The organism is Methylobacterium sp. ARG-1 (assembly GCF_001262595.1).
Lineage (GTDB): Bacteria > Pseudomonadota > Alphaproteobacteria > Rhizobiales > Beijerinckiaceae > Methylobacterium > Methylobacterium brachiatum.
Window position 1 is genome coordinate 91,881 of sequence record NZ_LHCD01000014.1, and the last position, 25,819, is coordinate 117,699.

The 25,819-nt window shown below is 69.4% G+C and carries 25 protein-coding genes; 10 read left to right on the forward strand and 15 right to left on the reverse strand.

Annotated elements, in window-relative coordinates; translation table 11 throughout:
• The first annotated feature begins 84 nt into the window (after positions 1 to 84).
• From AKJ13_RS14890 to AKJ13_RS14905, 4 genes are all read left to right on the forward strand, one after another.
• A complete protein-coding gene (locus AKJ13_RS14890; protein ID WP_050734035.1) occupies positions 85 to 2,055 on the forward strand; it encodes a monovalent cation:proton antiporter-2 (CPA2) family protein in 1,971 nt (656 codons plus the stop codon).
• Between the two features lie 8 nt (positions 2,056 to 2,063).
• Positions 2,064 to 3,500: an MATE family efflux transporter gene (locus tag AKJ13_RS14895; protein WP_050734081.1), complete on the forward strand. Its 1,437-nt coding sequence runs from the start codon at positions 2,064 to 2,066 to the stop codon at positions 3,498 to 3,500.
• A 144-nt stretch (positions 3,501 to 3,644) separates the two neighbouring features.
• The gene (locus AKJ13_RS14900) at positions 3,645 to 4,391 is read left to right on the forward strand and encodes a DUF937 domain-containing protein (RefSeq protein ID WP_050734036.1); all 747 of its coding nucleotides are present in this window, start codon (positions 3,645 to 3,647) and stop codon (positions 4,389 to 4,391) included.
• Positions 4,392 to 4,467: 76 nt separating this feature from the next.
• A complete protein-coding gene (locus tag AKJ13_RS14905; RefSeq protein WP_050734037.1) occupies positions 4,468 to 4,779 on the forward strand; it encodes a cupin domain-containing protein in 312 nt (103 codons plus the stop codon).
• 28 nt (positions 4,780 to 4,807) lie between these two features.
• Here AKJ13_RS14905 and AKJ13_RS14910 read toward each other — a convergent pair whose 3' ends face one another.
• Positions 4,808 to 5,257 carry a hypothetical protein gene (locus tag AKJ13_RS14910; RefSeq protein ID WP_050734038.1) on the reverse strand — a complete coding sequence of 150 codons (450 nt, stop codon included), beginning with the start codon at positions 5,255 to 5,257 and terminating at the stop codon, positions 4,808 to 4,810.
• A 284-nt stretch (positions 5,258 to 5,541) separates the two neighbouring features.
• Here AKJ13_RS14910 and AKJ13_RS14915 point away from each other — a divergent pair, with 284 nt between their 5' ends.
• From AKJ13_RS14915 to AKJ13_RS14935, 5 genes are all read left to right on the forward strand, one after another.
• The gene (locus AKJ13_RS14915) at positions 5,542 to 5,907 is read left to right on the forward strand and encodes a hypothetical protein (protein ID WP_050734039.1); all 366 of its coding nucleotides are present in this window, start codon (positions 5,542 to 5,544) and stop codon (positions 5,905 to 5,907) included.
• Positions 5,908 to 6,155: 248 nt separating this feature from the next.
• Positions 6,156 to 7,460, forward strand: a complete 1,305-nt coding sequence (gene glyA / locus AKJ13_RS14920; RefSeq protein WP_007560429.1) for a serine hydroxymethyltransferase — start codon at positions 6,156 to 6,158, stop codon at positions 7,458 to 7,460.
• A 102-nt stretch (positions 7,461 to 7,562) separates the two neighbouring features.
• Positions 7,563 to 8,105 carry a transcriptional regulator NrdR gene (gene nrdR / locus AKJ13_RS14925; RefSeq protein WP_050734040.1) on the forward strand — a complete coding sequence of 181 codons (543 nt, stop codon included), beginning with the start codon at positions 7,563 to 7,565 and terminating at the stop codon, positions 8,103 to 8,105.
• Positions 8,102 to 9,211, forward strand: coding sequence for a bifunctional diaminohydroxyphosphoribosylaminopyrimidine deaminase/5-amino-6-(5-phosphoribosylamino)uracil reductase RibD (gene ribD / locus AKJ13_RS14930; protein WP_050734041.1), 1,110 nt, complete (start codon positions 8,102 to 8,104; stop codon positions 9,209 to 9,211). The genes nrdR and ribD overlap by 4 nt, the downstream gene beginning before the upstream one ends.
• A gap of 2 nt (positions 9,212 to 9,213) precedes the next feature.
• On the forward strand, positions 9,214 to 9,840 hold the full coding sequence (locus AKJ13_RS14935; RefSeq protein WP_050734042.1) for a riboflavin synthase: 627 nt from the start codon (positions 9,214 to 9,216) through the stop codon (positions 9,838 to 9,840).
• Here AKJ13_RS14935 and AKJ13_RS14940 read toward each other — a convergent pair.
• From AKJ13_RS14940 to AKJ13_RS14995, 12 genes are all read right to left on the reverse strand, one after another.
• The gene (locus tag AKJ13_RS14940; RefSeq protein WP_050734043.1) at positions 9,837 to 10,271 is read right to left on the reverse strand and encodes a PaaI family thioesterase; all 435 of its coding nucleotides are present in this window, start codon (positions 10,269 to 10,271) and stop codon (positions 9,837 to 9,839) included. The two genes, AKJ13_RS14935 and AKJ13_RS14940, sit on opposite strands and share 4 nt — an antisense overlap.
• A 204-nt stretch (positions 10,272 to 10,475) precedes the next feature.
• Positions 10,476 to 12,047, reverse strand: a complete 1,572-nt coding sequence (locus AKJ13_RS14945) for a SpoVR family protein (protein ID WP_050734044.1) — start codon at positions 12,045 to 12,047, stop codon at positions 10,476 to 10,478.
• 255 nt (positions 12,048 to 12,302) lie between these two features.
• Positions 12,303 to 13,604 (reverse strand): YeaH/YhbH family protein, encoded by a 1,302-nt coding sequence (locus AKJ13_RS14950; RefSeq protein WP_050734045.1) that lies wholly within the window; start codon positions 13,602 to 13,604, stop codon positions 12,303 to 12,305.
• Between the two features lie 256 nt (positions 13,605 to 13,860).
• Complete coding sequence (locus AKJ13_RS14955; protein ID WP_007564175.1) at positions 13,861 to 15,813, reverse strand: PrkA family serine protein kinase; 1,953 nt, start codon at positions 15,811 to 15,813, stop codon at positions 13,861 to 13,863.
• Positions 15,814 to 16,041: 228 nt separating this feature from the next.
• Positions 16,042 to 16,497: a hypothetical protein gene (locus tag AKJ13_RS14960; protein WP_050734046.1), complete on the reverse strand. Its 456-nt coding sequence runs from the start codon at positions 16,495 to 16,497 to the stop codon at positions 16,042 to 16,044.
• A 170-nt stretch (positions 16,498 to 16,667) separates the two neighbouring features.
• Positions 16,668 to 17,087 carry a hypothetical protein gene (locus AKJ13_RS14965; RefSeq protein ID WP_050734047.1) on the reverse strand — a complete coding sequence of 140 codons (420 nt, stop codon included), beginning with the start codon at positions 17,085 to 17,087 and terminating at the stop codon, positions 16,668 to 16,670.
• Positions 17,088 to 17,184: 97 nt separating this feature from the next.
• Positions 17,185 to 17,664: a MerR family transcriptional regulator gene (locus tag AKJ13_RS14970; protein WP_050734048.1), complete on the reverse strand. Its 480-nt coding sequence runs from the start codon at positions 17,662 to 17,664 to the stop codon at positions 17,185 to 17,187.
• Positions 17,665 to 17,843: 179 nt separating this feature from the next.
• Positions 17,844 to 18,215, reverse strand: coding sequence for an integration host factor subunit alpha (locus AKJ13_RS14975; RefSeq protein ID WP_328505091.1), 372 nt, complete (start codon positions 18,213 to 18,215; stop codon positions 17,844 to 17,846).
• A gap of 107 nt (positions 18,216 to 18,322) precedes the next feature.
• Entirely contained in the window at positions 18,323 to 19,315 is a 993-nt protein-coding gene (locus AKJ13_RS14980; RefSeq protein WP_050734049.1) for a beta-ketoacyl-ACP synthase III, read from the reverse strand.
• 456 nt (positions 19,316 to 19,771) lie between these two features.
• Positions 19,772 to 20,806 (reverse strand): phosphate acyltransferase PlsX, encoded by a 1,035-nt coding sequence (gene plsX, locus AKJ13_RS14985; protein WP_050734082.1) that lies wholly within the window; start codon positions 20,804 to 20,806, stop codon positions 19,772 to 19,774.
• 376 nt (positions 20,807 to 21,182) lie between these two features.
• Positions 21,183 to 21,698 (reverse strand): DUF177 domain-containing protein, encoded by a 516-nt coding sequence (locus AKJ13_RS14990; protein ID WP_050734050.1) that lies wholly within the window; start codon positions 21,696 to 21,698, stop codon positions 21,183 to 21,185.
• Positions 21,695 to 22,252, reverse strand: a complete 558-nt coding sequence (locus AKJ13_RS14995; RefSeq protein ID WP_050734051.1) for a ubiquinol-cytochrome C chaperone family protein — start codon at positions 22,250 to 22,252, stop codon at positions 21,695 to 21,697. Before AKJ13_RS14995 ends, AKJ13_RS14990 begins: the two co-directional genes overlap by 4 nt.
• 188 nt (positions 22,253 to 22,440) lie before the next feature.
• Between AKJ13_RS14995 and bamE the strand changes: the two genes are divergently transcribed.
• A complete protein-coding gene (gene bamE / locus AKJ13_RS15000) occupies positions 22,441 to 22,938 on the forward strand; it encodes an outer membrane protein assembly factor BamE (protein WP_007564197.1) in 498 nt (165 codons plus the stop codon).
• 126 nt (positions 22,939 to 23,064) lie between these two features.
• Here bamE and AKJ13_RS15005 read toward each other — a convergent pair whose 3' ends face one another.
• On the reverse strand, positions 23,065 to 23,727 hold the full coding sequence (locus tag AKJ13_RS15005) for an HAD hydrolase-like protein (protein WP_050734052.1): 663 nt from the start codon (positions 23,725 to 23,727) through the stop codon (positions 23,065 to 23,067).
• 1 nt (position 23,728) lies between these two features.
• On the reverse strand, positions 23,729 to 25,642 hold the full coding sequence (locus AKJ13_RS15010) for a PAS domain S-box protein (protein WP_050734053.1): 1,914 nt from the start codon (positions 25,640 to 25,642) through the stop codon (positions 23,729 to 23,731).
• Between the last annotated feature and the right edge of the window lie 177 nt (positions 25,643 to 25,819).

Genomic DNA, 25,819 nt, shown 5'->3' on the forward strand with positions numbered 1-25,819 from the left:
CCTGCACATCTCGCATCGCGGCGCCGCGCGCGCTAAGCCGGGGCTGCGCCCACGAACCCGAAGATATCCGCCGAGAAGACCTGCATGGCGAGCCCCGTCGAACATGCGAGCTTCCTGCCGCCGGTCCTGACCTTCCTGGCGGCCGCGGTGATCGGCGTGCCGGTGTTCCGGCTGATCGGCCAGAGCGCCGTGCTGGGCTACCTGGTGGCCGGCGTGCTGATCGGCCCCTCCGGCCTGTCGCTGATCGCCGAGCCCGACACCGCGGCCAGCGTCGCCGAGATCGGCGTGGTGCTGCTGCTGTTCATCGTCGGGCTGGAATTGCACCTGTCGCAGCTCGTCTCGATGCGGCGCGACATCTTCGGCCTGGGGGCGGCGCAGCTCGTCGCCTGCGCGCTGGTTCTGGGCGGCGTCGGATTGGCCGCCGGGCTCAGCCTCGGGGCGGCTTCGGTGATCGGCATCGCGCTCGCCCTGTCGGCCACCGCGGTGGCGCTGCAGCTCCTGGAGGAACGGGGCGATCTCGGCAGCGCCTACGGGGGCCGGGCCTTCGCGGTGCTGCTGTTCCAGGATCTGTCGGTGGTCGGCATCCTGGCGCTGATGCCGCTGCTCGCCACGGCGGGGCACGCCACCGGCGGCCCCTGGCTCGGGGCGGCGGCGATCTCCACCGGCAAGGCGGTGGCGGCGATCCTGGCGGTGGTGCTGGTCGGCCGCTACGGCCTCAACCCGTTCTTCCGGCTGCTCGCCGCCAGCGGCGCCCGCGAGGTCATGACCGCGGCGGCGCTGCTCGTGGTGCTCGGCACCGCGCTGCTGATGGAGCAGGTCGGCCTGTCGATGGCGATGGGCGCGTTCCTGGCCGGCATCCTGCTCGCCGAATCGAATTTCCGCCACCAGCTCGAGGCCGAGATCGAGCCGTTCCGCGGCATGCTGCTCGGCCTGTTCTTCATGAGCGTCGGCATGTCGATCGACGGCAGCCTGGTGCGGGAGGTCTGGCCGGCCCTGTTCGGGGCGACGCTCGGGGCGATCCTGGTCAAGGTCGCGCTCGTCGCGGGCCTGTTCCGGCTGTTCGGCTCGGATACCCTCGGGGCGCTGCGCGGCGCGGCCGTGCTGGCCCCGGCGGGCGAATTCGCCTTCGTGCTGCTGCCGCAGGCGGAGGATCTCGGGCTCACCGGCCCCACGGCGACGCGCTTCGCGGTGGCGCTCGCGGCGCTGACCATGCTGATCGGGCCGATCGCGGCCAAGGGCCTCGACAAGCTGATCGAGCGCCGCACCGCCCGCGAGCAGGTCGACGTGTCGGAGCCGTCGGCGGAGCTCGCCGAGAGCGGCGAGGCGCGGGTGCTGGTGATCGGCTTCGGCCGGTTCGGGCAGGTACTGACCCAGGTGCTGCTCGCCGAGGGGATCCCGGTGACGGTGATCGACAAGGACGTGGAGCAGCTGCGCGCGGCCTCGCGCTTCGGCTTCCGGATCTATTACGGCGACGGCACCCGCCTCGACGTGCTGCGCGCCGCCGGGATCGGCCGGGTCGAGCTGGTCTGCATCTGCGTGGACGACCGCGCCGGCGCGCTCAAGATCGTCGACATCGTGCACGAGGAATTCCAGAACGTCCGCACCTTCGTGCGCGCCTATGACCGCCTGCACGCCGTCGAGCTGATGAACCGGGACGTGGATTACCAGATCCGCGAGACCGCGGAATCAGCCCTCGCCTTCGGGCGGGCGGCACTGGAGGGACTCGGCCTGTCGCCCGAGGTCGCCGCCGCGCGGGCCGAGGACGTGCGCAAGCGCGACATCGCCCGGCTCGTGCTGCAGCAGGCCGGCGCCCTGCCGGAGGGCGCCGGCTGGATGCGCGGCGCCGCGGCGGAGCTGAAGCCCGAGCCGCTGACCGAGCCGGTCCGCCCGGCCCGCGCCTTGAGCACCGAGACCCGCGACCTGATCGGCAATGACCGGCGCGAGGCGGCCGAGCGGCTCCTCGAGAAGCCCGCCCCCGCCCCGCAGGAGCCGGCCGAGATCGAGGTCGATCACGAGCCCGAGCTGGAATCGGAAGGCACCGCCCGGGATGCGTGACCGTCCCGATGCCTGACAGCGCATCCCCGGCCCAGGCGGGCCGGTTCGTCACCGGCTCGATCCTCCGGCACGTGGTCGTGATGGCCGCCACCGGCTCGGTGGGGCTGATGGCAATCTTCGTGGTCGATCTGCTGTCGCTGTTCTACGTCTCCAAGCTCGGCGACCCGAAGCTCACCGCGGCGATCGGCTTCGCGGCGATCGTGCAGTTCTTCGCCACCGCGGTGAATATCGGCCTGATGATCGCCGCGGGCGCCTTGGTCGGGCGGGCGGTGGGCGCGGGCGATCGCGCGGCGGCGCGGCGCCTGTCGAGCTCGTCCCTGGGGCTCGCGAGCCTTGCCGCCGGGCTCATCGCCCTGTTGATCTTCGCCCTGTCCGAGCGGCTGCTGAGCCTGATCGGCGCCAGCGGCGAGACGCTGCGCGTGGCCGAGCTGTTCCTGACGATCACGCTGCCGTCGAACCTGCTGCTCGCCGTCGGCATGCTGTTCACCGGCCTGCTGCGGGCGGTCGGCGAGGCGCGCCAGGCCATGATGGTGACGCTGGCCGGCGCCATCGTCACCGCCTTCCTCGATCCGCTGCTGATTTTCGGCGCCAGCCTCGGGGTGGAGGGCGCGGCGATCACGATCTGTGTGGCGCGGGCGACCTTCGTGGCGGTGGGCCTGCGCGGCGTCAGCCGGCACGGGCTGCTGGGCCTGCCGCGGGTCGCCGACATGGTCGCGGACGCCCCAGTGCTGGCGGGGGTCGCGGGGCCGGCGGTGCTGACCAACCTCGCGCCCTCGGTGGCGAGCGCCTTCCTGGCGCGCCTCTTTGCCAGCTACGGGGCCGACGCGGTGGCCGCGGCCGCGGTGATCGACCGCCTGACGCCTGTGGCGTTCGGCGGCCTGTTCGCCCTGTCGGGAGCGATCGGGCCGATCCTGGCGCAGAATTGGGGCGCCGGCCGGTTCGACCGGATGCGCGGGGTCCTGCGTGAGGCGATCCGGGTGACGCTCGCCTACACGGCCCTGGTCTGGCTGATCCTGGCGCTCGGCCGCGAGCCCCTGGCGTCCCTGTTCGGGCTGCAGGGCGTGGCGCGCGACCTGTTCGGCTTCTTCTGCCTCGCCGGCGGGGCGATCTGGTTCTTCAACGGGCTGCTGTTCCTGGGCAATGCCGCCTTCAACAATCTCGGCTTCCCGATCCGCTCGACCGTGCTGAACTGGGGCCGGGCGACGCTGGGCACCGTGCCGCCCGCGATGCTCGGCGCCGCGCTCTACGGGCCACGCGGCGTGGTCGCCGGCATGGGCCTCGGCTCGCTGGTCTTCGGCATCACCGGCATCCTGCTCGCCCGCCGCACCGTCGACCGGCTGGAGACGCGGGGCCGGCGCGTCCGTGCCCCGGAGGAAGCCCACGCCGCCGCGCAGCGCGAGGCGCCCCTGCCCGCCGGCCAGCCCCATCCCGACCCGGTGAGCTGAGCCGGGCGCGGCCCGCAATACCGCCCGATCGGGCCGTCGGACCGCGCTGAGCACAAGATCCTCGCGCGGGAACTGGTATTTCGCCGCGCAACCGGTCACCATGGCCCGTCCCGGCCGGTCCGGCCGGGACGGGGACGAGGCGTCATGTTCAACCCGCTCGAGATGTTTCAGGCCCAGGGCGAGGCCGGGATCCAGGCGATGGCCCAGCAATTCGGCCTGACCCCCGAGCAGACCGCCCGCGCGTTCGAGGCGCTGATGCCGGCCCTGACCCTCGGCCTCCAGCGCGGCGCCGGCCTCGACCCGAACGCCTTCGCCCGGATGTTCGGCATGCCTGAGGTCGCCCGCGCCGCCGCGCCTCAGGGGCTCGAAGCCCTGACCCAGATGTTCGGCTCGGCCCAGCTGATGCAGGCGGTGCTGCGCCAGGCCTCGGCCACCAGCGGCGTCGGCGCGCAGGTGCTGCGCCAGATGCTGCCGATGATGGCAGGCGCCGTGGTGGCCAGCATCGTCCACGTCATGCTCAACCAGCCCCAGGCGGAGCCCGCCCAGGCCCGGCCGGCGGCGCCCCCGCCCCCTGTGCCGTTCCCGTTCGGCCCCGCCTGGGGCGAGATGGCCAAGGCGTTCATGCCCGGCGCCACCGCGGCCCCGGCCCCGCCGCCGAAGCCCGCTCCCAAGACCGCCGGGGAGAAGGCCGGCGAGGCCGGCTCCGCGATGATCGAGCAGATGATGCGCACCGGCGCCGAGGTGCAGGGCCATAACATCCGGGCGATGCAGGAGCTGTTCGAGACCCTCTGGCCGTCCTCGGGCAAGCCAGCGGCCCCCACCCCGCCGAAGCCCGAGCCGAGCCCGCCCAAGTCCCGGCGCGGCCGCGGCCCCGAGGGCGGGACCGGTTGACGCACGGGTGGCGATACGGCGCCGGTTGACCCGGTGCGGCCGGGACGCATCTCCCGCGGCGAAGGAGATGCCCCCAATGACCGACCACCTGACCGCCTGGGACGACCGCGAAAAAACCTTCGCCGCCAATGGCGTCGCCAAGCGCACGATCCCGGGCGCCGGGGCGAGCCTCGTGCAGGTCGTGGTGCCTGCGGGCGTCGCGGCGGGGCGCCACAGCCACGATCACGAGCAGTTCGTACAGGTGATCTCCGGCTCCGGCTTCCTCGAGACCGAGCAGGGCCGCAAGCCGTTCGCCGCCGGCAGCGTGTTCCATTTCCCCGCCGGGACGTGGCATGCCGCCGCGTTCGAGACCGAGACGGTGCTGGTGGAGACGAATCTCGTCTCCTGATCGCGGGCGACGTTCGCCCGATCCGGACTCAGAGGGACGTGTTTCTGCTGAACTGCGCCTCGAGCCTTGCGATGCTAGCCACCGTGTCGTGGGCATAGCGAATTGCGGCCTCAGCAGTCAGCAGTTTGTCCTCCTGCGGGTCGAAGGCGATCCCGCCCGTTAGCCTGAGACCGGCGGCAATCGCGATCCAGGTCCCCGCGCAGGCCGGGAACGTCGCGAAATAGAAGGCGTACGCGCAGGCCCATGGTCCCCCGAAATCCGTTTCGGGGTAGGTCTCCGCCAAGTCGGAGAACGGAATGACCGAGCACTCGAAGCCTGCCTCACGCCCCTGCCATGTGGCGGGAAGGTGACCTGATACGGCTGGCGGAATTTGATCTGCTTCGAGCTTCAAGTCGAATCCTATCGCATCGATGGCGGCCTGCCATTCCGAGATGCTGGAAATGGGCTGCGTGCAAAGGGCATAGGCTTCCATGGTCATGCGTGTGCTGCCCCAATAATAAAATTGTAAAACATATGGTTTTTTACGGTGATGCCGCGATCGATATGAAGTTCGATGACAGGAACGCTGCCATCCACGCCGACGGCGTCCCTCAATTCGCCAACTCGTTTTGACGTCAGTCTCGCTCGACCGGTCTTGAGATCCCAGATCGCCCTAATGGGTGCGGCGCTGGTTCTGCCATCGCGGTATATAATATCCGTCCGGACGCTCCCATCCAAACCGTAACGCACGGTATCGCCAGCGCTGAAGCTCTGTTCTACGCCATGCTTCCCGATGCCGGGAAGATCGAGTTCTCGCATGCGCGCCGCAGCCTTGGCGTGGATCTCAATGCCGTAAAGAGCTCCCTGCCCGGGATCGCTGCTCTCGATGACCTCTTTCAGAACATCGAGAATCTGATCTGTCTTTGCATCGATTCGCGGATCGCCAGTGCTGTCTTTTTGCGTGACAATGATCGATCCGCCGCCGCCAGACCATCGGCCTTTATCGTTTCTCGGTTAATCCTGCCGGAAGCCAGCTTTTATCTCGAGAATAGCCAGAGCAATGAACGCAAGGCTAACGCGAAGCCCAGCGATGTGATGATCCAAGCTCCAATCTCGATCAGCACGCCACATGGCAGCACGACTCGCTAAAAGTTTGTTCATGTTTTATTCTAGGATTAGCTTCCTTTTGTCAAGCGATTCGATCGCGTCAGAGGGAGGCTGCCTGCCGGCTCAAGTCGGCCAGCTTGCGCTCACCTGCGGCAAATTATTCTTTGCGCCGATCCAAAATGCCTGTGCTTGGCGGCACGGGCCGGCCCGTGTAGGAATCCCGCTCGAATGCCCGCCCGTGCACGCCGACGAAAGGCCGGGCCCCGCCCCTACCAGAACAGAGGCAGACCATGAGCGCCGGTACCGCCGCCGACAAGCACTTCTCGAACAGCTTCTTTGCCGCCCCGCTGACCGAGGCCGATCCCGAGATCGCCGAGGCGGTCTCGAAGGAACTCGGCCGCCAGCAGCACGAGATCGAGCTGATCGCCTCGGAGAACATCGTTTCCCGCGCCGTGCTGGAGGCTCAAGGGTCGGTGCTGACCAACAAGTACGCCGAGGGCTATCCGGGCCGGCGCTACTACGGCGGCTGCCAGTTCGTGGACATCGCCGAGAACCTCGCCATCGAGCGCGCCAAGCGCCTGTTCGATTGCGGCTTCGCCAACGTGCAGCCGAATTCGGGCTCGCAGGCCAACCAGGGTGTGTTCCTGGCCCTGATGCAGCCCGGCGACACCTTCCTGGGCCTCGACCTCGCGGCCGGCGGCCACCTGACCCACGGCGCCCCGCCCAACGTCTCGGGCAAGTGGTTCAAGCCGGTCTCCTACACCGTGCGCCGGGATGACCAGCGCATCGACATGGAGCAGGTCGCCCAGCTCGCGCAGGAGCACAAGCCGAAGGTGATCATCGCCGGCGGCTCCGGCTACCCGCGTCACTGGGACTTCGCCAAGTTCCGCGAGATCGCCGATTCCGTCGGCGCCTACTTCATGGTCGACGCCGCCCACTTCGCCGGGCTGATCGCGGCCGGCGTGCATCCGTCGCCTTTCCCGCACGCCCACGTGGTCACCACCACCACCCACAAGACCCTGCGCGGCCCGCGCGGCGGCATGATCCTGACGAACGACGAGGCGCTGGCCAAGAAGTTCAACTCGGCGATCTTCCCCGGCCTCCAGGGCGGCCCGCTGATGCACGTCATCGCCGGCAAGGCGGTCGCCTTCGGCGAGGCCCTGAAGCCCGAGTTCAAGATCTACGCCCGCCAGGTGGTGGAGAACGCCAAGGCGCTCGCCGACACCCTGATCTCCGGCGGCTACGACATCACCTCGGGCGGCACCGACAACCACCTGATGCTGGTCGACCTGCAGCGGAAGGGCCTCACCGGCAAGGCCGCCGAGGCCGCCCTCTCGCGGGCCGACATCACCTGCAACAAGAACGGCGTGCCGTTCGACACCCAGAAGCCGACCATCACCTCGGGCATCCGCCTGGGCACCCCGGCCGGCACCTCGCGCGGCTTCGGCGTCGCCGAGTTCAAGCAGATCGGCGGCTTCATCGTCGAGGTGCTGGACGGCATGGTGGCCAAGGGCGAGGCCGGCGATCCGGAGGTCGAGGCCTCGGTGAAGAGCCGCGTCCACGCGCTGACCGACCGGTTCCCGATCTACGGCTGAAGCCTGTGCCCGGCGGCCTTCCGGCCCGCCGGCGCGTAGTCTAGGAAACGGCCGCGGACCAGACCGGTCCGCGGCCGTTTCCATGCGTCGAGTACAGATCCCATGCGGTGTCCCTATTGCGGCGGCTCCGAGACGCAGGTGAAGGATTCCCGGCCCTCCGAGGATGGCGCCGCGATCCGCCGCCGCCGGGTCTGCCCGGATTGCGCCGGCCGCTTCACCACCTTCGAACGGGTGCAGCTGCGCGAGGTCGTGGTGCTCAAGCGCTCGGGCAAGCGCGTGCCCTTCGACCGGGACAAGCTCCAGCGCTCCATAGACGTGGCCCTGCGCAAGCGCGCCGTCGACCCGGAGCGGATCGAGCGGCTGGTCAGCGGCATCACTCGGCAGCTCGAGAGCGCGGGCGAGCCCGAGGTGACCTCCGAGGCGATCGGTGAGCTGGTGATGGCCGGGCTGAAAGGCCTCGACGACGTCGCCTATGTGCGCTTCGCCTCGGTCTACAAGAACTTCCGCGAGGCCAAGGATTTCGAGGCCCTGCTCGGCACCCTGGGCGATGGCCTGCTCGCCGTCGGGGCCGAGGCCGACCCGTCGCCTGATCCCGAGGAGCCGGGGCCCGAGGCCCCGCCCCGCCGCCGGGCCGTCCGCTCATGAGCGACGATGCCAGCTTCATGCGCCTCGCCCTGGCGCTCGGACGCCGCGGGCTCGGCACCACCTGGCCGAACCCATCGGTCGGCGCCGTCGTGGTCGAGCCCGGCACCGGCCGGATCCTCGGGACAGGGGCGACGGCGCTGGGGGGACGACCACATGGGGAGCCCCTGGCGCTGGCCGAGGCCGGGGCGGCCGCACGGGGCGCGACCCTCTACGTCACCCTGGAGCCGTGCTCCCACCACGGCCGCACGCCCCCCTGCACCGACGCGATCCTGGCCGCCGGGATCGCCCGGGTGGTCAGCGCCGTGGAGGATCCGGATTCGCGGGTGGCCGGTCGGGGCCACGCCCTCCTGCGCCGAGGGGGCGTCACCGTCGAGACCGGCTTGATGCGGGATATCGCGGCCCGCGACCATATCGGCCACATCACCCGGGTGACCCGCGGGAGGCCGGCGGTGCACCTCAAGCTCGCCCGCACCCGCGACGGCTTCTGCGCGAGCGCCGGCCCGGAGCGCCTGCGGATCACCGGCCCGGTGGCCGACGGAGCCGTGCATCTCTGGCGGGCCCATGCCGACGCGATCCTGATCGGCATCGGCACCGCCCGGGCGGACGACCCGTCCCTGACCGTGCGTCTGCCGGGTCTCGGCGCCCGCTCGCCCGTGCGGATCGTGATCGATTCGCACCTGATGCTCTCGCCGGCCAGCGTGCTCGCCCGGACCGCCCGGGACACCGCCACCCTGGTGCTGACCACCCGCTCCGCCCCGGCCCATGCCCGCCGGGCCCTGGAGGCGCTCGGCGTCGAGATCGGCATCCTGCCGGCGGATGTGGCCGGCCGCGTCGACCTGCCGAATGCGCTGGCGTATCTCGGGGAGCGCGGTTTGACGCGGCTGTGCAGCGAGGGCGGCCCACGCCTTGCCGATGCCCTGGCGCGGGCCGATTTGATCGAGGCCTGCACGCTGGTCACGGGGCCGGCCGAACTCGGAGCCGTGGGCGGCCTGAAGGCGCTGGGCCCGGATTTGACCGCTGCGCTGGCAGACCCGAAAAACTTCCGGTTGGCCGAGCGGCTGCAGCTCGGCCCCGACGAGGCCGCCACCTACGAGAAGGTTGTTTAGAGATGTTCACCGGTCTCGTCAGCGACGTTGGCACCATCGTCTCGGTCGCGGGCGAGGGCGACCTGCGCCGGATCACGATCCACACCTCCTACGACCCGGCCACCATAGCGCTCGGCGCTTCGATCGCCTGCTCGGGCCCGTGCCTGACGGCGGTCTCGGTGGAGCCGGAAGAGGGCGGCTGCGTCTTCGCGGTGGACGCCGCCGCCGAGACCCTGGCGCGGACCACGGTCGGCCGCTGGGTGGCCGGGGCGCGCATCAACCTGGAGCGGTCCCTGAAGATCGGCGACGAGCTCGGCGGCCACCTCGTCACCGGCCATGTCGACGGCGTCGCCGAGATCCTGGAGCGCGAGAGCGTCACGGCCGGCGCGTGGGGGCCGAGCGACCGCTTCACGCTGCGCGCCCCCGCGGGCCTGTCGCGCTTCATCGCCGAGAAGGGCTCAGTCTGCCTCGACGGCACCTCGCTCACGGTGAACAGCGTCGACGGCGACGTCTTCTCGGTGCTGCTGATCCCCCACACCCTGCAGGTCACCACCTGGGGCGAGCGGCGCGCCGGCGACGGGCTGAACCTCGAGGTCGACCTGATCGCCCGCTACGCCGCCCGGCTCACCGAGGCGCGGCCGGGCGCCTAACCGCGTTCGGGCGGGATCGCGTAGGTGCCGGTGGCGTGGCAGACGAGGTCGGCGCTGCCCGGGGCGGTGATCCCCACCTCGCCCACCGCCAGGCGCCGCCCGAGCTTGAGCAGCCGGCATTCCGCTACCAGGTCGCCCGGGGCAGGCTTGCGCAGGAAGTTGAAGGTCAGGCTGGTGGTCACCGCGAGCGCCACCGGGCCGATATTGGCCAGGATCGCCGCGTAGAGCACGTAATCGGCCAGCGCCATCATGGCCGGCCCCGACACGGTACCGCCCGGTCGCAGGAACCGTTCCTGTCCCTCCATCCGCATCCGCGCCGAAAGCGTCCCCACCGCCTCGAGATGGAACGCCCGCCCGCCGGCCTGCATCTGCGGGAATTCCCGGTCGAGGAAGTCGCGTGTCTCGGCGAGGGTCAGGATCGGGGCGCTCATGCCTGGTTGCAGCATGGGTTGGGGGACGGTGCAATCCACCGGCGATCCAATCCCCCCTCATCCTGAGGCGGCGCAGCGCAGCGGAGCCCTCGAAGGAGCCCTCCGGCCGTCGCGCGATCCCTGGAGGGCTCCTTCGAGGCCGGCCGATCTTCGATCACCCGTCACCTCAGGATGAGGGGCGGGTGGGAAGACGCCCCGAAAACCTCAAAAAAAGATCGGCCGCGCGCTGGCGCTGATCTCGCCCAGCACCGTGCCGGTGGCGGGCTCGATTTCCTTCAGCACCACGTCGTAGCCCCAGAGATCGGCGAGGTGCTGGAGCACGCGCTTGGCGTCGTCCTTCTGCAGGGTGATCCGGTTGATCGCCTTGTGGTGCAGGATCAGCCGGCGGTCGCCCTCCAGATCCACGTCCACCACCTCGATATCCGGGTCGAGCCAAGCGACGTCGTACTGGCGAGCGAAGGATCGGCGCATCTTGCGGTAGCCGCGCTCGTCGTGGATCGCCTCGACGCGCAGTTCCGGCTCGTCGGGGTCGTCGACCACGTGGAACAGGCGCAGGTCGCGCATCAGCTTGGGCGACAGGAATTGCTGGATGAAGCTCTCGTCGCGGTAATTCGCCCAGCAATCGCGCAGCACCGCCATGGCGTCGCCGGTGCCGGCGATGTCCGGGAACCATTCGCGGTCCTCGGCGGTCGGCTGCTCCACGATCCGGGCGATGTCCTGCATCATCGCGAAGCCGATCGCGTAGGGGTTGTGGCCGCCATAGGAGCGGTCGTCGTAGGTCGGCTGCCGGATGACGTTGGTGTGCGATTGCAGGAATTCGAGATAGGCGGCCTCGGTGATCAGCCCCTTCTCGGACAGGGAATTCATGATCCGGTAGTGGCTGTAGGTCGCGCAGCCCTCGTTCATCACCTTGGTCTGGCGCTGCGGGTAGAAGTACTGCGCCACCAGCCGGACGATCCGCAGGATCTCGCGCTGCCAGGGCCGCAGCCGGGGCGCAACCTTCTCCAAGAAATAAAGGATGTTCTCCTGCGGCAGTTCGAGCAGGGCCTTGCGCCGCTCGGCAGCCGCGTCGGAGCGCACCGCACCGGTCTTCTGCGGCAGGGTGCGCCAGAGGTCGTTGTAGATCTGCTCGCCGTGCTCGATCCGCTCGCGCTCGCGGCGCTGCTCGGAGGCGAGGTCCGGCCGCTTCTTGCGCGGGTAGCGGTGGACGCCCTGGCTCATCAGCGCGTGGGCGGCGTCGAGCACCTGCTCCACGGCCTGGTGGCCGTAGCGCTCCTCGCAGCGGGCGATGAAGCCTTTGGCGAAGTCCAGATAGTCGAGGATGCCCTCGGCATCGGTCCATTGCCGGAACAGGTAGTTGTTCTTGAAGAAGTGGTTGTGGCCGAAGGCGGCGTGCGCGATCACCAGCGTCTGCATCGTCGCCGTGTTCTCCTCCATCACGTAGGAGATGCACGGGTCCGAGTTGATGACGATCTCGTAGGCGAGCCCCATCAGGCCGCGCCGGTAGCCGGCCTCGTGCTGGGCGAAGTGCTTGCCGAAGGACCAATGCTTGTAGAACAGCGGCATGCCGATCGACGCGTAGGCGTCGAGCATCTGCTCGGCCGTGATGATCTCGATCTGGTTCGGGTACCAGGACAGCCCGAGTTCCGGCCCGGCGATGCCTTCGCAGGCATCGTGGATGCGCCGGATCGTATCGAAATCCCAGTCGTTGCCGGTGAACAGGGGCTTCTGGCCGCCGGAGATTGTCTGGGGCGTCCGTGCCTTGACGAGCGTCATGCGGCCTCCCGTGTCTTCGGACCCTGCCCCGCATCGGCGCGGGACGGGTGGTCTCTCCCCTCGCCGAGGCGACCGGGTCCACCTGCATCAAGGTGGAGCGCGGGTTCCCTCTCCCGTGCTGGAGAGGGACAGGGTGAGGGGCGTGCCCTTTCCGGATGGCCCAGATCCCTCACCCCAGCCCTCTCCCGCACGGGAGAGGGGGTGCTGCGTCGCGGTCCGGGCGGACCGGTCAGGGTCATGCCCGCGCGTCCCACCTCACGCCTCCGCCTCGGCCCGGGCGTCCTTGCGGCCGAACAGCTCGCGGAAGACCGGGTAGATCTCCCGGCGGTGGTTGACCTTGCGCATGGCGATCGGGCCGCCGGCCTTGGCGATGGCCTCGTAGGTCCGCCACAGGGTGGTGCGATGCTCCACGAACCCGGCCCGGGGGCCGTTCTCGTCGCCGACCTCGAGATAGGCGAAGTGCTGGCAGGCCGGCAGGATGTGGGCGCGCAGCAGCTCCGTCGAGGTCGGGCCGTCGGAGGAGACGTTGTCGCCGTCCGAGGCCTGGGCGGCGTAGATGTTCCAATCGTTGGGGTCGTAGCGCTCGGCGATGACCCGCTTCATCTCGACCAGCGCCGAGGAGACCAGGGTGCCGCCGGTCTCCCGGGAGCCGAAAAAGGTCTCCTCGTCCACCTCGGTGGCGCGGTCCGTGTGTCGGATGAACACGATCTCCACGTGCCGGTAGCGGCGGGTCAGGAAGATGTGCAGCAGGATGTAGAACCGCTTGGCGAGGTCCTTCATGTGCTCGGTCATCGAGCCGGACACGTCCATCAGGCAGAACATCACCGCCTGGGCGATCGGCCGCGGATAGGGCTCGAACCGGCGGAAGCGCAGGTCGATCGGGTCGACATAGGGGATGCGCTTGGCGCGCTCGCGCAAGCGCAGGAGCGCCTGCTCGACGTCGGGCCGGCCCGGATCCGACTCGCGCATCGCGGCGAGCTGTGCCTCCAGAGCCGCGACCTCCTCGGGCTTCGGGCGCTTGAGGGCGATCCGCCGCGACATCGAATTGCGCAAGGTGCGGGTCAGGGCGAGGTTGGCCGGCGAGCCGGTGACCGTGTAGCCGGCCCGGCGCAGCCCCTCGGTCTCGACCACGGCAAGGCGCCGCTTGGCGAGATCCGGCAATTCGAGATCTTCGAGGAAGAGCTCCAGGAACTCCTCGCGGGTGAGCACGAAGCGGAACGCATCCTCGCTGTTCTCACCGCCCTCCCCGCCCTCGCCGGAGCCGCGGCCGCCACCGCCGCCCGGGGGCCGCTCGATCGTGTCGCCTTCCACGTAGGTCTTGTTGCCCGGCAGGATGTGGTCCTGCAGGCCGGTGCCGGGCTGGCGGGAGAACCGGGGCTCGCGCACGCCGTCGACGGGCACGCTCACCCGGCCGTCCTTGCCGAGATCCTTGATGTCCTTCTCGCGGGCGGATTCGCGTACGGCGCGCTGGGCCACGTCCTTCACGCGACGCAGGAAGCGTTGCCGGTTGGGGAGGCTCTTGCCCCCTGGATTCAGGCGTCGGTCGACGATGTGCATACGCTGCGAAAACCCTCGTCCCGCGTGCTCCGGCCGGTTCTAGCCTCCCGTTATACCATACTGTCGTCCGAAAGAGGCTTCCCCCTTTCGCACAGTCTGGTCTAACGCGCCGCTGCCGCATGATGTGTTCGGAAAAGCGGGTTTTCCTTGTCCCACATCATGCTTGCGAGCCTCTCCGGCCGATCGTCCGAAACTATGGCGGCGGAGGGTCGAAACTGGGCCGCCCGGGCTCGACCCCGGGCGGAGTCTTCGTCCCTCAGCCGGCCTGCTTCACCCGCATGTACCATTCCACCAGGCGGCGGACCTGCCGCTCGGTGTAGCCCCGGGCGACCATGCGCTCGACGAACTCGCCGTGCTTCTTCTCGGTGTCGCCGTCCTTCTTGGAGCCGAAGGAGATGACCGGCAGCAATTCCTCGACCTGGCTGAACATGCGCCGCTCGATGACCTCGCGCAGCTTCTCGTAGCTGGTCCAGCTCGGGTTGCGGCCGCCGTGCTGGGCCCGCGACCGCAGGGCGAATTTGACCACCTCGTTGCGGAAGTCCTTCGGGTTGGCGATCCCGGCGGGCTTCTCGATCTTCGTGAGCTCCTGGTTGAGGAGTTCCCGGTTGAGCAACTGGCCGGTCTCGGCGTCCTTGAAGTCCTGGTCCTCGATCCACGCATCGGCGTAGTCGATGTAGCGGTCGAACAGGTTCTGCCCGTAATCGTGGTACGATTCGAGATAGGCCTTCTGGATCTCGTGGCCGATGAACTCCGCGTAGCGCGGGGCCAATTCGGTCTTGATGAATTCCAGGTATTTCTTCTCGGTCTCAGGCGGGAGCTGCTCCCGGCGCAGCGACTGCTCCAGCACGTACATCAGGTGTACTGGGTCCGCCGAGACCTCGGTGGTGTCGTGGTTGAAGGTCGCGGCCAGCACCTTGAAGGCGAAGCGGGTCGAGATCCCGTCCATGCCCTCGTCGACGCCGGCCGTGTCCTTGTATTCCTGCATCGAGCGAGCGCGGGGATCGACCTCGCGCAAGCTTTCGCCGTCATAGACCCGCATCTTCGAGAACACGTTGGAATTGGCGTGCTCGCGCAGGCGCGACAGGACCGAGAACCGGGCCAGCATCTCCAGGGTGCCGGGGGCGCAGGCGGCGTCCGACAGCTCCGAGCTGGAGATCAGCTTCTCGTAGATGTGCTGCTCCTCCGTGACCCGGAGGCAGTACGGGACCTTGATCACGTAGATGCGATCGATGAAGGCCTCGTTGTTCTTGTTGGTCTTGAAGGTCTGCCACTCGGATTCGTTCGAGTGGGCCAGGATCACGCCGGTGAACGGGATCGCACCGATATTCTCGGTGCCGACATAGTTGCCCTCCTGCGTGGCCGTGAGCAGTGGGTGCAGCATCTTGATCGGCGCCTTGAACATCTCGACGAATTCGAGAACGCCCTGGTTCGCCCGGTTGAGGCCGCCCGAATAGGAATAGGCGTCGGGATCCGCCTGGGAGAGGGTCTCCAGCCGGCGGATATCCACCTTGCCGACCAGTGAGGAGATGTCCTGGTTGTTCTCGTCGCCCGGCTCGGTCTTGGCGATGGCGATCTGCCGCAGCCGCGAGGGCCGGACCTTGATCACCTTGAAGCGGGAGATGTCGCCGTTGAACTCGTCGAGACGCTTGAGGGCCCAGGGGCTCATCAGGCCGGTGAGCCGGCGGCGCGGGATGCCGTAGCGCTTCTGGATCTCCTCACCCATCGTGTCCGGCTCGAACAGGCCCAGCGGGCTCTCGAACACCGGCGAGACCTCGTCCCCGGCCTTGAGCACGTAGATCGGGTGGACCTCCATCAGCGCTTTCAGGCGCTCGGCAAGCGACGACTTGCCGCCGCCGACCGGGCCGAGCAGGTAGAGGATCTGCTTGCGCTCCTCCAGGCCCTGCGCGGCGTGGCGGAAGAACGAGACGATCCGTTCGATCGTCTCCTCCATCCCGTAGAATTCCCGGAAGGCCGGGTAGGTCCGGATCGTCCGGTTCATGAAGATCCGGCCGAGGCGGGAATCCTTGGCGGTGTCCACGAATTCCGGCTCGCCGATGGCCGCCAGGATGCGCTCGGCGGCCGAGGCGTACATCAGCGGCTCGTCGCGGCAGGCCTCGAGATACTCGGAGAGAGTCATCTCCGTATCGCGGCGGGCCTCGTACCCGCGGGCGAAGCTCTGGAAAAGGTCGTTCGTCGCATGCATCGACATTCGATAACCCTCTCAGACCCTGACAGCTTCATCCTGTCTCGGCTCGGATGCAACCGACAGGCCCGCTTTTGTCGCAGCGCGGCGAACGCGCAGCCGGCTTGTCGATTGCTTGCAACACTCGTCTGGCCAAAACTGAGCCTAGACGTGTTCCAACGCTGATTTCAGTCTCCTTCGAGCGAGCATTTTAGGATGAAAAACTATGCACGCGCCAGGGTTTCCTGCCTCTGCTTAGAGATCCGTGCCTTCTTTCTTGGCATCCTCCCCGGATTTTGACCCGGTCGCCCCGACGGTGATCTTGATGTTCTGCGTCTGAACTTGGCCGTCGGCGCCCTTGACCTCGAAGGTCACCTCGTCGGAGCCGGTGAAGCCGTTGTTGGGCTGGTAGAACAGGGCCTGGACCGCGGCCTCCTTGTTGGGGCAGCGGTAGCTCGCCGGCGTCTTCAGCTTGCCGACCTTGGTGATCACCGAGCCGTTCTTGGGCGCGCCCGAAACCTTGAATTCCGGCATCGGGCCAGGCGTGCAATCCTTCTTGAGATTCGGGGCAATCTCGAGGCGCACGGTCTTGCCGGGCGCCACCGTCTTCGAGCGGGTCACGGTGGTCTGGGCGAAGGCCGGGACCTGCGCCGGACCTGCGAGGATCAGGCCGCTTGCGAGCAGCGCGGCGAGCGGACGAAGGGCGGTCATGACGGCGTCTCTCCGGTGCCGATCCGGGGTCAGATTCCGAGCTCACGGCCGGGCGCCCCTTCCATCGGTCGAGCAGCATGTGGGGACGCCGGGCACGGCCGTCGAGGGTTTTGGGACCGCTGTCCCGGCCCGGACAGAGCCGGGACGCCGAATGTTTTCCGGAACCGATCCTAGTCCTGCAGCACCGCGGCGACCACGCCGGTGACCCGCGCGATCTGCGCGGCGTCGAACTCCCCGGCGAGCGCCACGGCGAGCCTGGCCTCGACCCGGGCGCGCTCACCGGCATCGGCGATCGGCACCGACGGAATCTGGTCCTCGGGCAGGCGGCAGACCCGGCGGATCGTCTCGGCGGCGGCCAGCAGCTTCTCCCGGTCCGGGGGGCCCATCTCCCAAAGCGGATTGCGCAGGCGGCTGATCACCCGCTTGGCGTCCCGATACTCCCGGTCGATCGAGGTCGCGGCCTCGATCTGGCTGACGAGAAACATCAGCTCGAGGACCTCGGAGGCCGCATCCGGACAGGAGCGGACGATCCGCATGAGGCGGGCCATCAGCTCCTGGCTGGGCGACAGCTTGGATTTGGGCGCGGCCATGCGGGCGTCAACGCGGGCTCCGGCAGGAAAGTTCGCCCGTTCCGCAAGATGCGTGCGCAATGCACGTCACTCGGCCTGCGCGAGGCCGCGGCGGAACTCACACGTCCCGGTCGTAGGGTCGGCGCAGCCCGTCGAGCAGGGACCGGCAGGCGTGCAGATCCTCCAGCACGCCGAGCAGCGCCGCCCGATCGGGGGTGTCGGCCCGGATCCCGGCATCGAGGCCGCCCTCGACCTCCTGGATCTGCGGCTCGGCGGCCTTGGCCTCGCCGCGGCCCACCGCCTGGACGAAGCGGATGCCGTTCTCCTTGAGCACCCGCTGGGCGCCCGCGATGGTGTAGCGCTGCACGTAGAGGAGCTGCCGGATGCCCGCGACCAGCTCGACATCCTGGGGCCGGTAATAGCGCCGCCCGCCCGCTCGCTTCACCGGGCGGATCTGGCCGAACCGGGTCTCCCAGAACCGCAGGACGTGCTGGGGCACGTCGAGCTCCTCGGAGACCTCGCTGATCGTGCGGAAGGCGCCGGCGCTCTTCCCGCCGATCGGTTCGAGCGGCGTGTCGGCGGCGAGGGCTGGGGGCATGGCTGTCTGACGATCGGCGGGGAGCGGCCGATCTTGCCGGCCCGCGCGGCCGGGCTCAAGCCTTACCGAGGGTTGAAAGGATATTGTTTATCGTCTTGGGGCGACAGCAGCCCGATCCTCGCGTCTCCCTCCCCCTATGCCGGGGACGGAGAGCGCGTCATCGCTATAGAAACGGCCGCTCAGGCGTCCTCGTCGTGCTTGTCCAGCCCGTTAATCGCCTGGCCGTTGATTTTCGCCTTGAGCACGTTGGACGGCTTGAACACCATCACCTGGCGGGGTTCGATCGCAACCTCGACGCCGGTCTTGGGGTTGCGGCCGACGCGCTTGCCCTTGCTGCGCACCACGAAGGAGCCGAACGAGGATAGCTTGACCGTCTCGCCGGCGGCCAGGCAGGCGCAGATCTCCGACAGCACGGTCTCGACCAGCGCGGCGGATTCGGTCCGCGACAGGCCCACCTGGTGGTAGACGGCCTCGCTCAAGTCGGCGCGCGTCACCGTCTTGCCTGCCATGCCGTGTCCCCTCGCCCGCTCTTCTCTTCCGGCAGCCCACAGGCGCGGCGAACCTCGCCGCACCGTCAGGTGTATCCCTATGATCCGGCACGCTAATCGGCGCCCGCCGCCCGGTCAACCGCGGGGAGGCGCGGAATCGCTCCAGCCGCTCACCAGCGGATCAGCGCCGCGCCCCAGCTGAACCCGCCGCCGATCGCCTCGATCATCACGAGGTCGCCGGGCTGGATCCGGCCGTCCCGCCGGGCGACGTCGAGGGCCAGCGGAATCGAGGCCGCGGAGGTGTTGCCGTGGCGGTCCACGGTCAGCACGATCTTCTCGCGGGCGATGCCCAGCTTGTCGGCCGAGGCCTCGATGATCCGGCGGTTGGCCTGGTGGGGCACGAACCAGTCGAGGTCCTCCGCGGTCATGCCGGCCTGCGCGAAGGCGTCGGCGATCACGTCGGTGACCTGCCCGACTGCGAACCGGAACACCTCACGCCCCTCCATGCGCAGTCGCCCGGTGGTGCCGGTGGAGCCCGGCCCACCATCGACGTAGAGCTTGTCCCGGTGCCGCCCGTCGGAGCGCAGGCTGGCGCAGAGCACGCCCCGGTCGCCCGCATCGGCGCGCGCCTCCAGCACGACCGCCCCGGCCCCGTCGCCGAACAGCACGCAGGTGGTGCGGTCCTCCCAGTCGACGATGCGCGAGAAGGTCTCGGCGCCGATCACCAGGGCCCGGCGGGCCGAGCCGGTGGTCAGGAACTTGTCGGCGGTGGAGACCGCGAACACGAAGCCGGCGCAGACCGCCTGCAGGTCGAAGGCCGCCCCGTGATGGATGCCGAGCGCCGCCTGGATCTGGGTCGCGGTGGCTGGGAAGGTGTGGTCGGGGGTCGAGGTCGCGCAGATGACGAGGTCGATGTCGTCGGCGGTCAGCCCGGCATCGTCGAGGGCGGCCTGGGCGGCCCGGGCGCCGAGCACCGAGGTGGTCTCGCCCGCATCGGCGATGTGCCGCTGGCGGATGCCGGTGCGCTGGACGATCCACTCGTCCGAGGTGTCGACCCGCTCGGTCAGAGCGGCGTTGGTCACCACCTGGGCGGGCAGGCTCGACCCGGTTCCGACCACCACCGAGCGCAGCGCCTGCGGAGAATTTGTGCGGAGGGCTGACATCGCTTTCCTTCCCGGACGGCGCGGGCTTCACAATTCGCAGTTGTGTCGCCCCAGACGTCCGTATTCCATCCGTCTGAACACGCGGCGCCGGTATAGGGATCCGGCCTCCGTGGTAAGCGCGTAGTCCTCACGCAGGCCCCGCGCTCGATAGAAGATTTTTCCAGGACCGTCCCGGCGAAGTTCGGTGATCCGAGGGGCAACCGCGGTAGGATCGATCACCCTGTCATTTCAGGGCCGCGAAGCGGAGCCCGGAAACTAGAACCCGAGGTCGAGCAAGACTTTGCGCCGTCGGCGGCTCTGGATTCCGGGCTCGCCTACGGCGCCCCGGAATGACAGGGAGGGTTTTACGCGGGGCGTGAAATTCCCAGGTTCCCGGACCGCACATCTCCTCGTCGAATCAACGGCCGAGTGCCCGACCTGCCGTCCGTAGGGCACGGCACGCCACAAGGCAAAACATCACGCCGGCGCCAGGACCGCCGTCTGGTCGAGCATCTCGCGGATCGTGCGGATCATGTCCTGGCGGGCCATGTCGTGGGCCAGGTCGATCGCCGCGGCGAAGCCTTGGGCGTTCTCCGAGCCGTGGCTCTTGATCACGATGCCCTCCAGGCCGAGGAACACGCCGCCATTGGCGCGGCTCGGATTCATCTTGTCCTTCAGAGCCTTGAACGCTTGACGAGCGAACAGCGCGCCGATCTTGGCCGAGAGCGTCCGGGTCATGGCCGAGCGCAGATAGCTGCCGATCTGCTTGGCTGTGCCCTCGGCGGTCTTAAGCGCGATGTTTCCCGTGAAACCTTCCGTGACGACCACGTCGACGGTGCCGCGCCCGAGATCCGTGCCCTCGACGAAGCCGTGATAGGTCAGCCCCGGACTGTCCATCTCGCGCAGGAGCCGCGCGGCTTCCTTGACGGCCTCGTTCCCCTTCATCTCCTCGGTGCCGACGTTGAGCAGGCCGACGGTCGGCTTGTCGAGGTCGAACACGATGCGGGCCATGGCCGAGCCCATCACGGCCATCTCGACGAGGTGCTCCGCGTCGGTGCCGATGGTGGCGCCGACATCGAGCACGACGCTCTCGCCGCGCACGGTCGGCCACAGGCAGGCGATGGCCGGGCGCTCGATGCCCGACATGGTCTTCAGGCAGATCTTCGACATCGCCATGAGCGCGCCGGTGTTGCCGGCCGAGACGCAGGCATCGGCCTGGCCGTCGCGCACCGCCTGGATCGCCTGCCACATCGAGGACTTGCCCCGGCCCTGGCGCACCGCCTGGCTGGGCTTGTCGTCCATGGCCACGGCCACATTGGTGTGGCGGATCTCGACGCAATCCTTCAGCCGCGGCTCCTTGGCCACCAGCGGGGCGATCACCGCCTCGTCGCCGAACAGCAGGAAGGTCATGCCGGGATGGCGCTCACGGGCCAGCGCGGCGCCGGGCACGACGGTCGAGGGCCCGTGGTCGCCGCCCATGGCGTCGAGCGAGATGCACACGCGTTGGGACATGTCTTTGCGGGTCGCGGTCTCGGCAGGGGGAACGGCGGCGGGACGGACGAGGGCCGCCCGCCAAGCGCGGCGGACCATAGCGATACCGGCCCGCCGGGCAAATGAAATCGGGCCGGACGGGCCAGGCAATCGTCCCGGGGTGGGCGCGGGGGTTATGCAGGCGATCCCTTTCACTCCCTCATCCTGAGGTGCGAGCGCAGCGAGCCTCGAAGGAGTCTTCCAGGGGTCGCTCGGCCGGCTGGAGGGCTCCTTCGAGGCCTCCGCTGCAATCCGGCACCTCAGGATGAGGGGGTGGGTTGATATTTTTCGGCACGAACCCGCCGACCAATTCCCCCATCTCGCACAGCCTCCCGACTTCGGCAGCGCCAGACCGACCTCACCCCTCCCCGTCGCGGAGCCGCCGGAGCGCGTCGAAAGGGCCGGCATCCTCGCCGACCACCACGGGCTCGAAGGCGATGCCGGGCTTGCGCGGATAGGGGTCGAGGCCGAGCGCCAGGAACTCGGCCGTGAGCGCGCCGAAATCGATCCGGCCGCCGATCAGCGGATCGGGCACCTCGACATCCTCGGCATCCGTGCCGGCGAGCTGATCGGTATCGGTGAACACTACCTCCACCGGCTCGCGGACCGGCCCCTCGAACGGCTCGAGGCTGACCGTGCAGATCTGCGTCACCACGGCCTCGACCGTGCCGGTCACGGTCATCCGGTTGGTCGAGCCCGAGATCTCGAATCGCCCGACGAGGTCGCGAATGGCGGGAATCTTGAAGTCGGCGGCGAGCGCCGTGCATTCGGCCGGGCTCGCCTCGACGGTGACGGCGCCCCGGCCCTGCGGCAGGCGCTCGACATTGACCCAGCGCGAGAGCGGCCCGCTTTCCGGGCCCGTACGGTGTCTCATATCCTGTCTCCGGTCGGGGCCGGCGCGAAGGCGTCCGGCTCCGGGAAGAGCGGCCCGGCAGCGAGCAGCCCGTCGAGGTGCTCCGTCGCCAGCGCCGCGTCGGCCGCCAGCACGTAGGCGGCGAGGCCCGCCGCGTCACCCTCCCCGCCGAGGACGTTGCGGGCGAGCACGACGGCGAGGGCGGCGGCGTCGCCGGAATCCAGCGCCGCGTCGTAGCCCGTGGCCCGTCCGTAGAAGGCGGCGCCGAGCTTCTTCATCCGCTTGCCGACGCCCATATCGCCGACGCCGAGCTCGCGCAAAGACGCGTCGAGCTGGGTGAAGACCGAATTCACCAGATCCTGCGCCACGTCGGCGGCCGGGGCCGGCAGCCGGTTGAGCCGGCGCAGGACCAGGATCACGTGCAGGCACAGGGCCTCGAACCGGCCCTCGACCGTGTCGGGCACGGCGAGCCGCGTGTACAGGCCCGGCTGCCGCGCTGCCGCGCTGATGGCCGTGTGCAGCCCCTCGACGGCCCGGCGCCGGGCGTTGTCGCGACGGAACAGCCCGGCGATCATCGGTGCCTCGCAGAGGGGAAAACCCGGCCGCGGCCGCGGTGGGTAGGCCGGCCCTGTGGCCAAGCTTGCCTTGTCAAAGCCATATCCCCGCGGTACGGCAACCTACGCCCAAGGCGCAAGCGCCGTCGGAGACATGGACCGGCGGCGGCCTGCGTCGCTCGTCCGTCAACACGCTCTCTGGGGGCCCGATGCGGCGCCGTCTCGTCCAGTCCTTTGCGCGCCTCGCGCTGCTCGGCCTCACGGGCGCCGGCCTCGCCGGCTGCGTCGGCGAAGAGCTGCGCCATGGCTACCAGATCGACCAGGCGGCGCTCGCCACGATCAAGCCCGGCATGAGCCCCGAACAGGTTCTGCAGATCCTCGGCACGCCGTCGACGGTCTCCACGGTGGGCAACAAGTCCTGGTACTACATCTCCCAGAACACCAGCCGGACGATCATGTTCCTGGGCGAGCAGGTCGAGGACCAGAAGGTCACGGCAGTCTACTTCACCCCCGGCTTCAAGGTCGAGCGCGTGGCGCTCTACGGCCTGCAGGATGGCCGGGTGTTCGACTTCATCGAGCGCACCACGCCGACCAGCGGCGCCGATCGGGCCTTCCTCAGCCAGCTGTTCCGCGGCCTGACCCGCTACGAGCCGTTCGGCACCGGCAAGGGCACCAGCGTCGTCCCGGGCGCCAACCGCGGCCTCTGAACACAAGCCGGGGGTTTCCAAAGCGCTCAGCCCTTTGGCGGGGTTCAGGGGCGGAGCCATCGAGGTTCGCAGGGCTCTACCCTGCACCCGCAAAAGGTCCCAAACCTATTGAAACCCCGACTCGTCTCAGGCCTGTTCGCGCACGCGCAGCAGGCCCGTGATCTCGGCCGGCTCAGTAAAGAGATGGTCCGGGCCGAGCGCCGCCAGCGCGCCGGCATCGGTGTAGCCCCACGCCACCGCCCCGAACGGGCAGCCGAGCGCCCGCGCGGCCTCGAAATCCCGCACCTCGTCGCCGATGCACAGGGCCCGCTCTGGAGGAACGCCGCGGCGCGCCAGGAGGGCTCGGAGCCGCCGCGCCTTGCCGAACAGCGAGGCGCCGCAGGCATAGGCGTCGATCCGGCCCGCATTCTCGGATCCGAGCACCCGGCGGACCGTATCGGCGCGGTTCGAGGACAGGATCGCCAGCGGCACCCCAGCCCCCTGCACGCCGGCCAGCATCGCCGGCACTCCGGGGAACAGCGTGATCTGCTCCGCGTCGCGGGCGGCGAGGGCGTGCATGTGGCGGGCGATGAAGGGCAGCTTCCAGCGCGGGATGCCGAGATGGGCCACGATCGCCCGGGCGCCCTGCAGGCGCAGCGCGTCGACCTCGTGGGCCTCGACTCGGCGGAAGCGATAGCGGTCGGCGACCCCGTTCAGGACCGAGCAGAACCAGGCGAAGCTGTCGGCGAGCGTGCCGTCGAAATCGAGCACGACGAGAGAAGGCCCGGCCTCACTGGGTCGGCGCGCCATGTCAGTGGCGGAGATTCGCCAGCGGCATGCTGAGCCGCATCAGCAGGCCCTCCGGGGCCCAATCGTGCTCCAGCACGCCGTCGAGTTGGCCGGCGACGCTGCGCTCGGCCAGCACGGTGCCGAACCCCTGGCGGGAGGGTCTTCCCGTCACCGGGGGCCCGCCGGCCTCGGCCCAGGTGAGGGTGTAGCGCTCGCCGTCGCGCAGCCCGCTCAGGGTGACGCCGCCCTCCTTGGTGGAGAGTCCGCCATACTTCATCGCGTTGGTGGCCTGCTCATGCATGATCAGCGCGAGCGCGGTGGCGGTGCGCTCGCCGATCTCGGCATCGTCGCCGGAGATCGCCACCCGCGCCCGGCCGCCCTCCTCGTAGGCGGCCATGATCAGGCGCATCAGCCCGAGCACAGTCTGGCCCGCGACCTCGGGGGCGCTGTCGGGGGAATGCGGGCGGACATATTCGTGGGCCCGGGCCAGGGCGCCGAGCCGCTCGCGGAACGCGGAGGCGAACGGCTTGGCCGCCGGATCGCTGCGGGCGGTGAGCGCCGCCAGGCCGCCGACCACGGCGAAGATGTTCTTGATCCGGTGCGACAGTTCGCGAATCAGCAGGTCGCGGGCCTCCTCGGCGCGCTTGGCCTCGCGCAGGTCCCGGGTGACGGTGGCGTAGCCGATCTCGGTGCCGGTCGGGTCGCGCACCGGGAAGATGTTGTACAGGACCGCGACCGCCTCGCCCGTGCCGAAATGCCGGAAGGCGAGCTCGCCCTCCCAGTAGCCTTTCTGCTGCACCGCCGGCAGCACGGTCTCGGCCAGGACCCGGCGGCTGTCCGCGCAGAAGAAATCCTCCATCTGGTGCCGACGGGCGGCAGCGAGGTCAGGCAGCCCGACCAGCGCCAGGGCGGCCTCGTTGAGATGCGTGACCGCGCCGCCCAGCGTGTAGAGGCCGATGAAATCCTTGGAGGCCTCCACGATGGCGGCGAGCTTGCGCGCCTCGGCCTCGGCCCGCTTCAGGTCGTCGATATCGGTGCAGGTGCCGAACCAGCGCTCGATCCGCCCCTCCGCGTCGCGGATCGGCATGGCCCGGCCCAGCGTCCACCGGTAGGCGCCGTCGCGATGGCGCAGGCGGTACTCGATCTCGTAGGGCTCGCCGGTCTCCAGCGAGCGGCGCCAGCGCGTCCAGGCCCGCTCCTGGTCGTCCGGGTGGAACACGTCGTTCCAGCCCTCGCCGTCGGTCGAGCCGTAGGGGACGCCGGTGAATTCGTACCAGCGGTCGTTGTAATAGTCGTGGAACCCGTCCGGTAGGGTCGTCCAGACCATCTGGGGCATCGCCGCGGTCATGACCCGGAAGCGGCGCTCGCTGGCGGCGAGCTCGGCCTCCCGGGCGGCGACCTGGGCGTGAGTCCGCCGGTATTCCAGCAGGGTCGAGATCTGGCGGGCCAGGGCGGTCAGGGTCGCGGTCTGGGCGGCATCGAGCCCCCCCGGCCGGGGCGACCTGTCGAGGACGCACAGCGCCCCGAGCGGGATGCCCTGCGTGCCCCGGATCACCGCCCCGGCGTAGAAGCGGAAGCCCGGGCCGCCGGTCACCAGCGGGTTGTCGATGGTCCGCGGGTCGTCGGCGAGATCCGGGATGATCAGGCTTTCGCCGGCCTCGATCGTGTGGGCGCAGACCGAGCAGTCGATCGGCAGCTCTCGCTTGCCCAGGCCAAATTCGGACTTGAACCATTGCCGCTCGGCATCGACCAGGCTGACCAGGGCCACCGGCGCCCGGCAGACATGGGCGGCGATCCGGACGAGGTCGTCGTAGAGCGGCTCCGGCTCGCTATCGAGGATGGCGAGGTCATGCAGTTCCGCGAGCCGGTCCGCTCTGCTCCAGCGGCGGTCGGTCGGTTCGAAATCCGCGCGTGTATTGGGGGGCGGCGCATCCATGGTCTCGCGCTCAAATAGGCGCGTGACAGGCGGCTGCATAGGCATCGCCGCAGATTAAGGTTTTCACGGTCCCGTTTCCGGGCCGCCAAGCAGCGTAATCCGGCCGTCGAGACCGGCATCTCGGACCGGATCGGGCCGGATCGGGCCGGGGCCCGCAACGCTGCGAGCGCCAGCGCG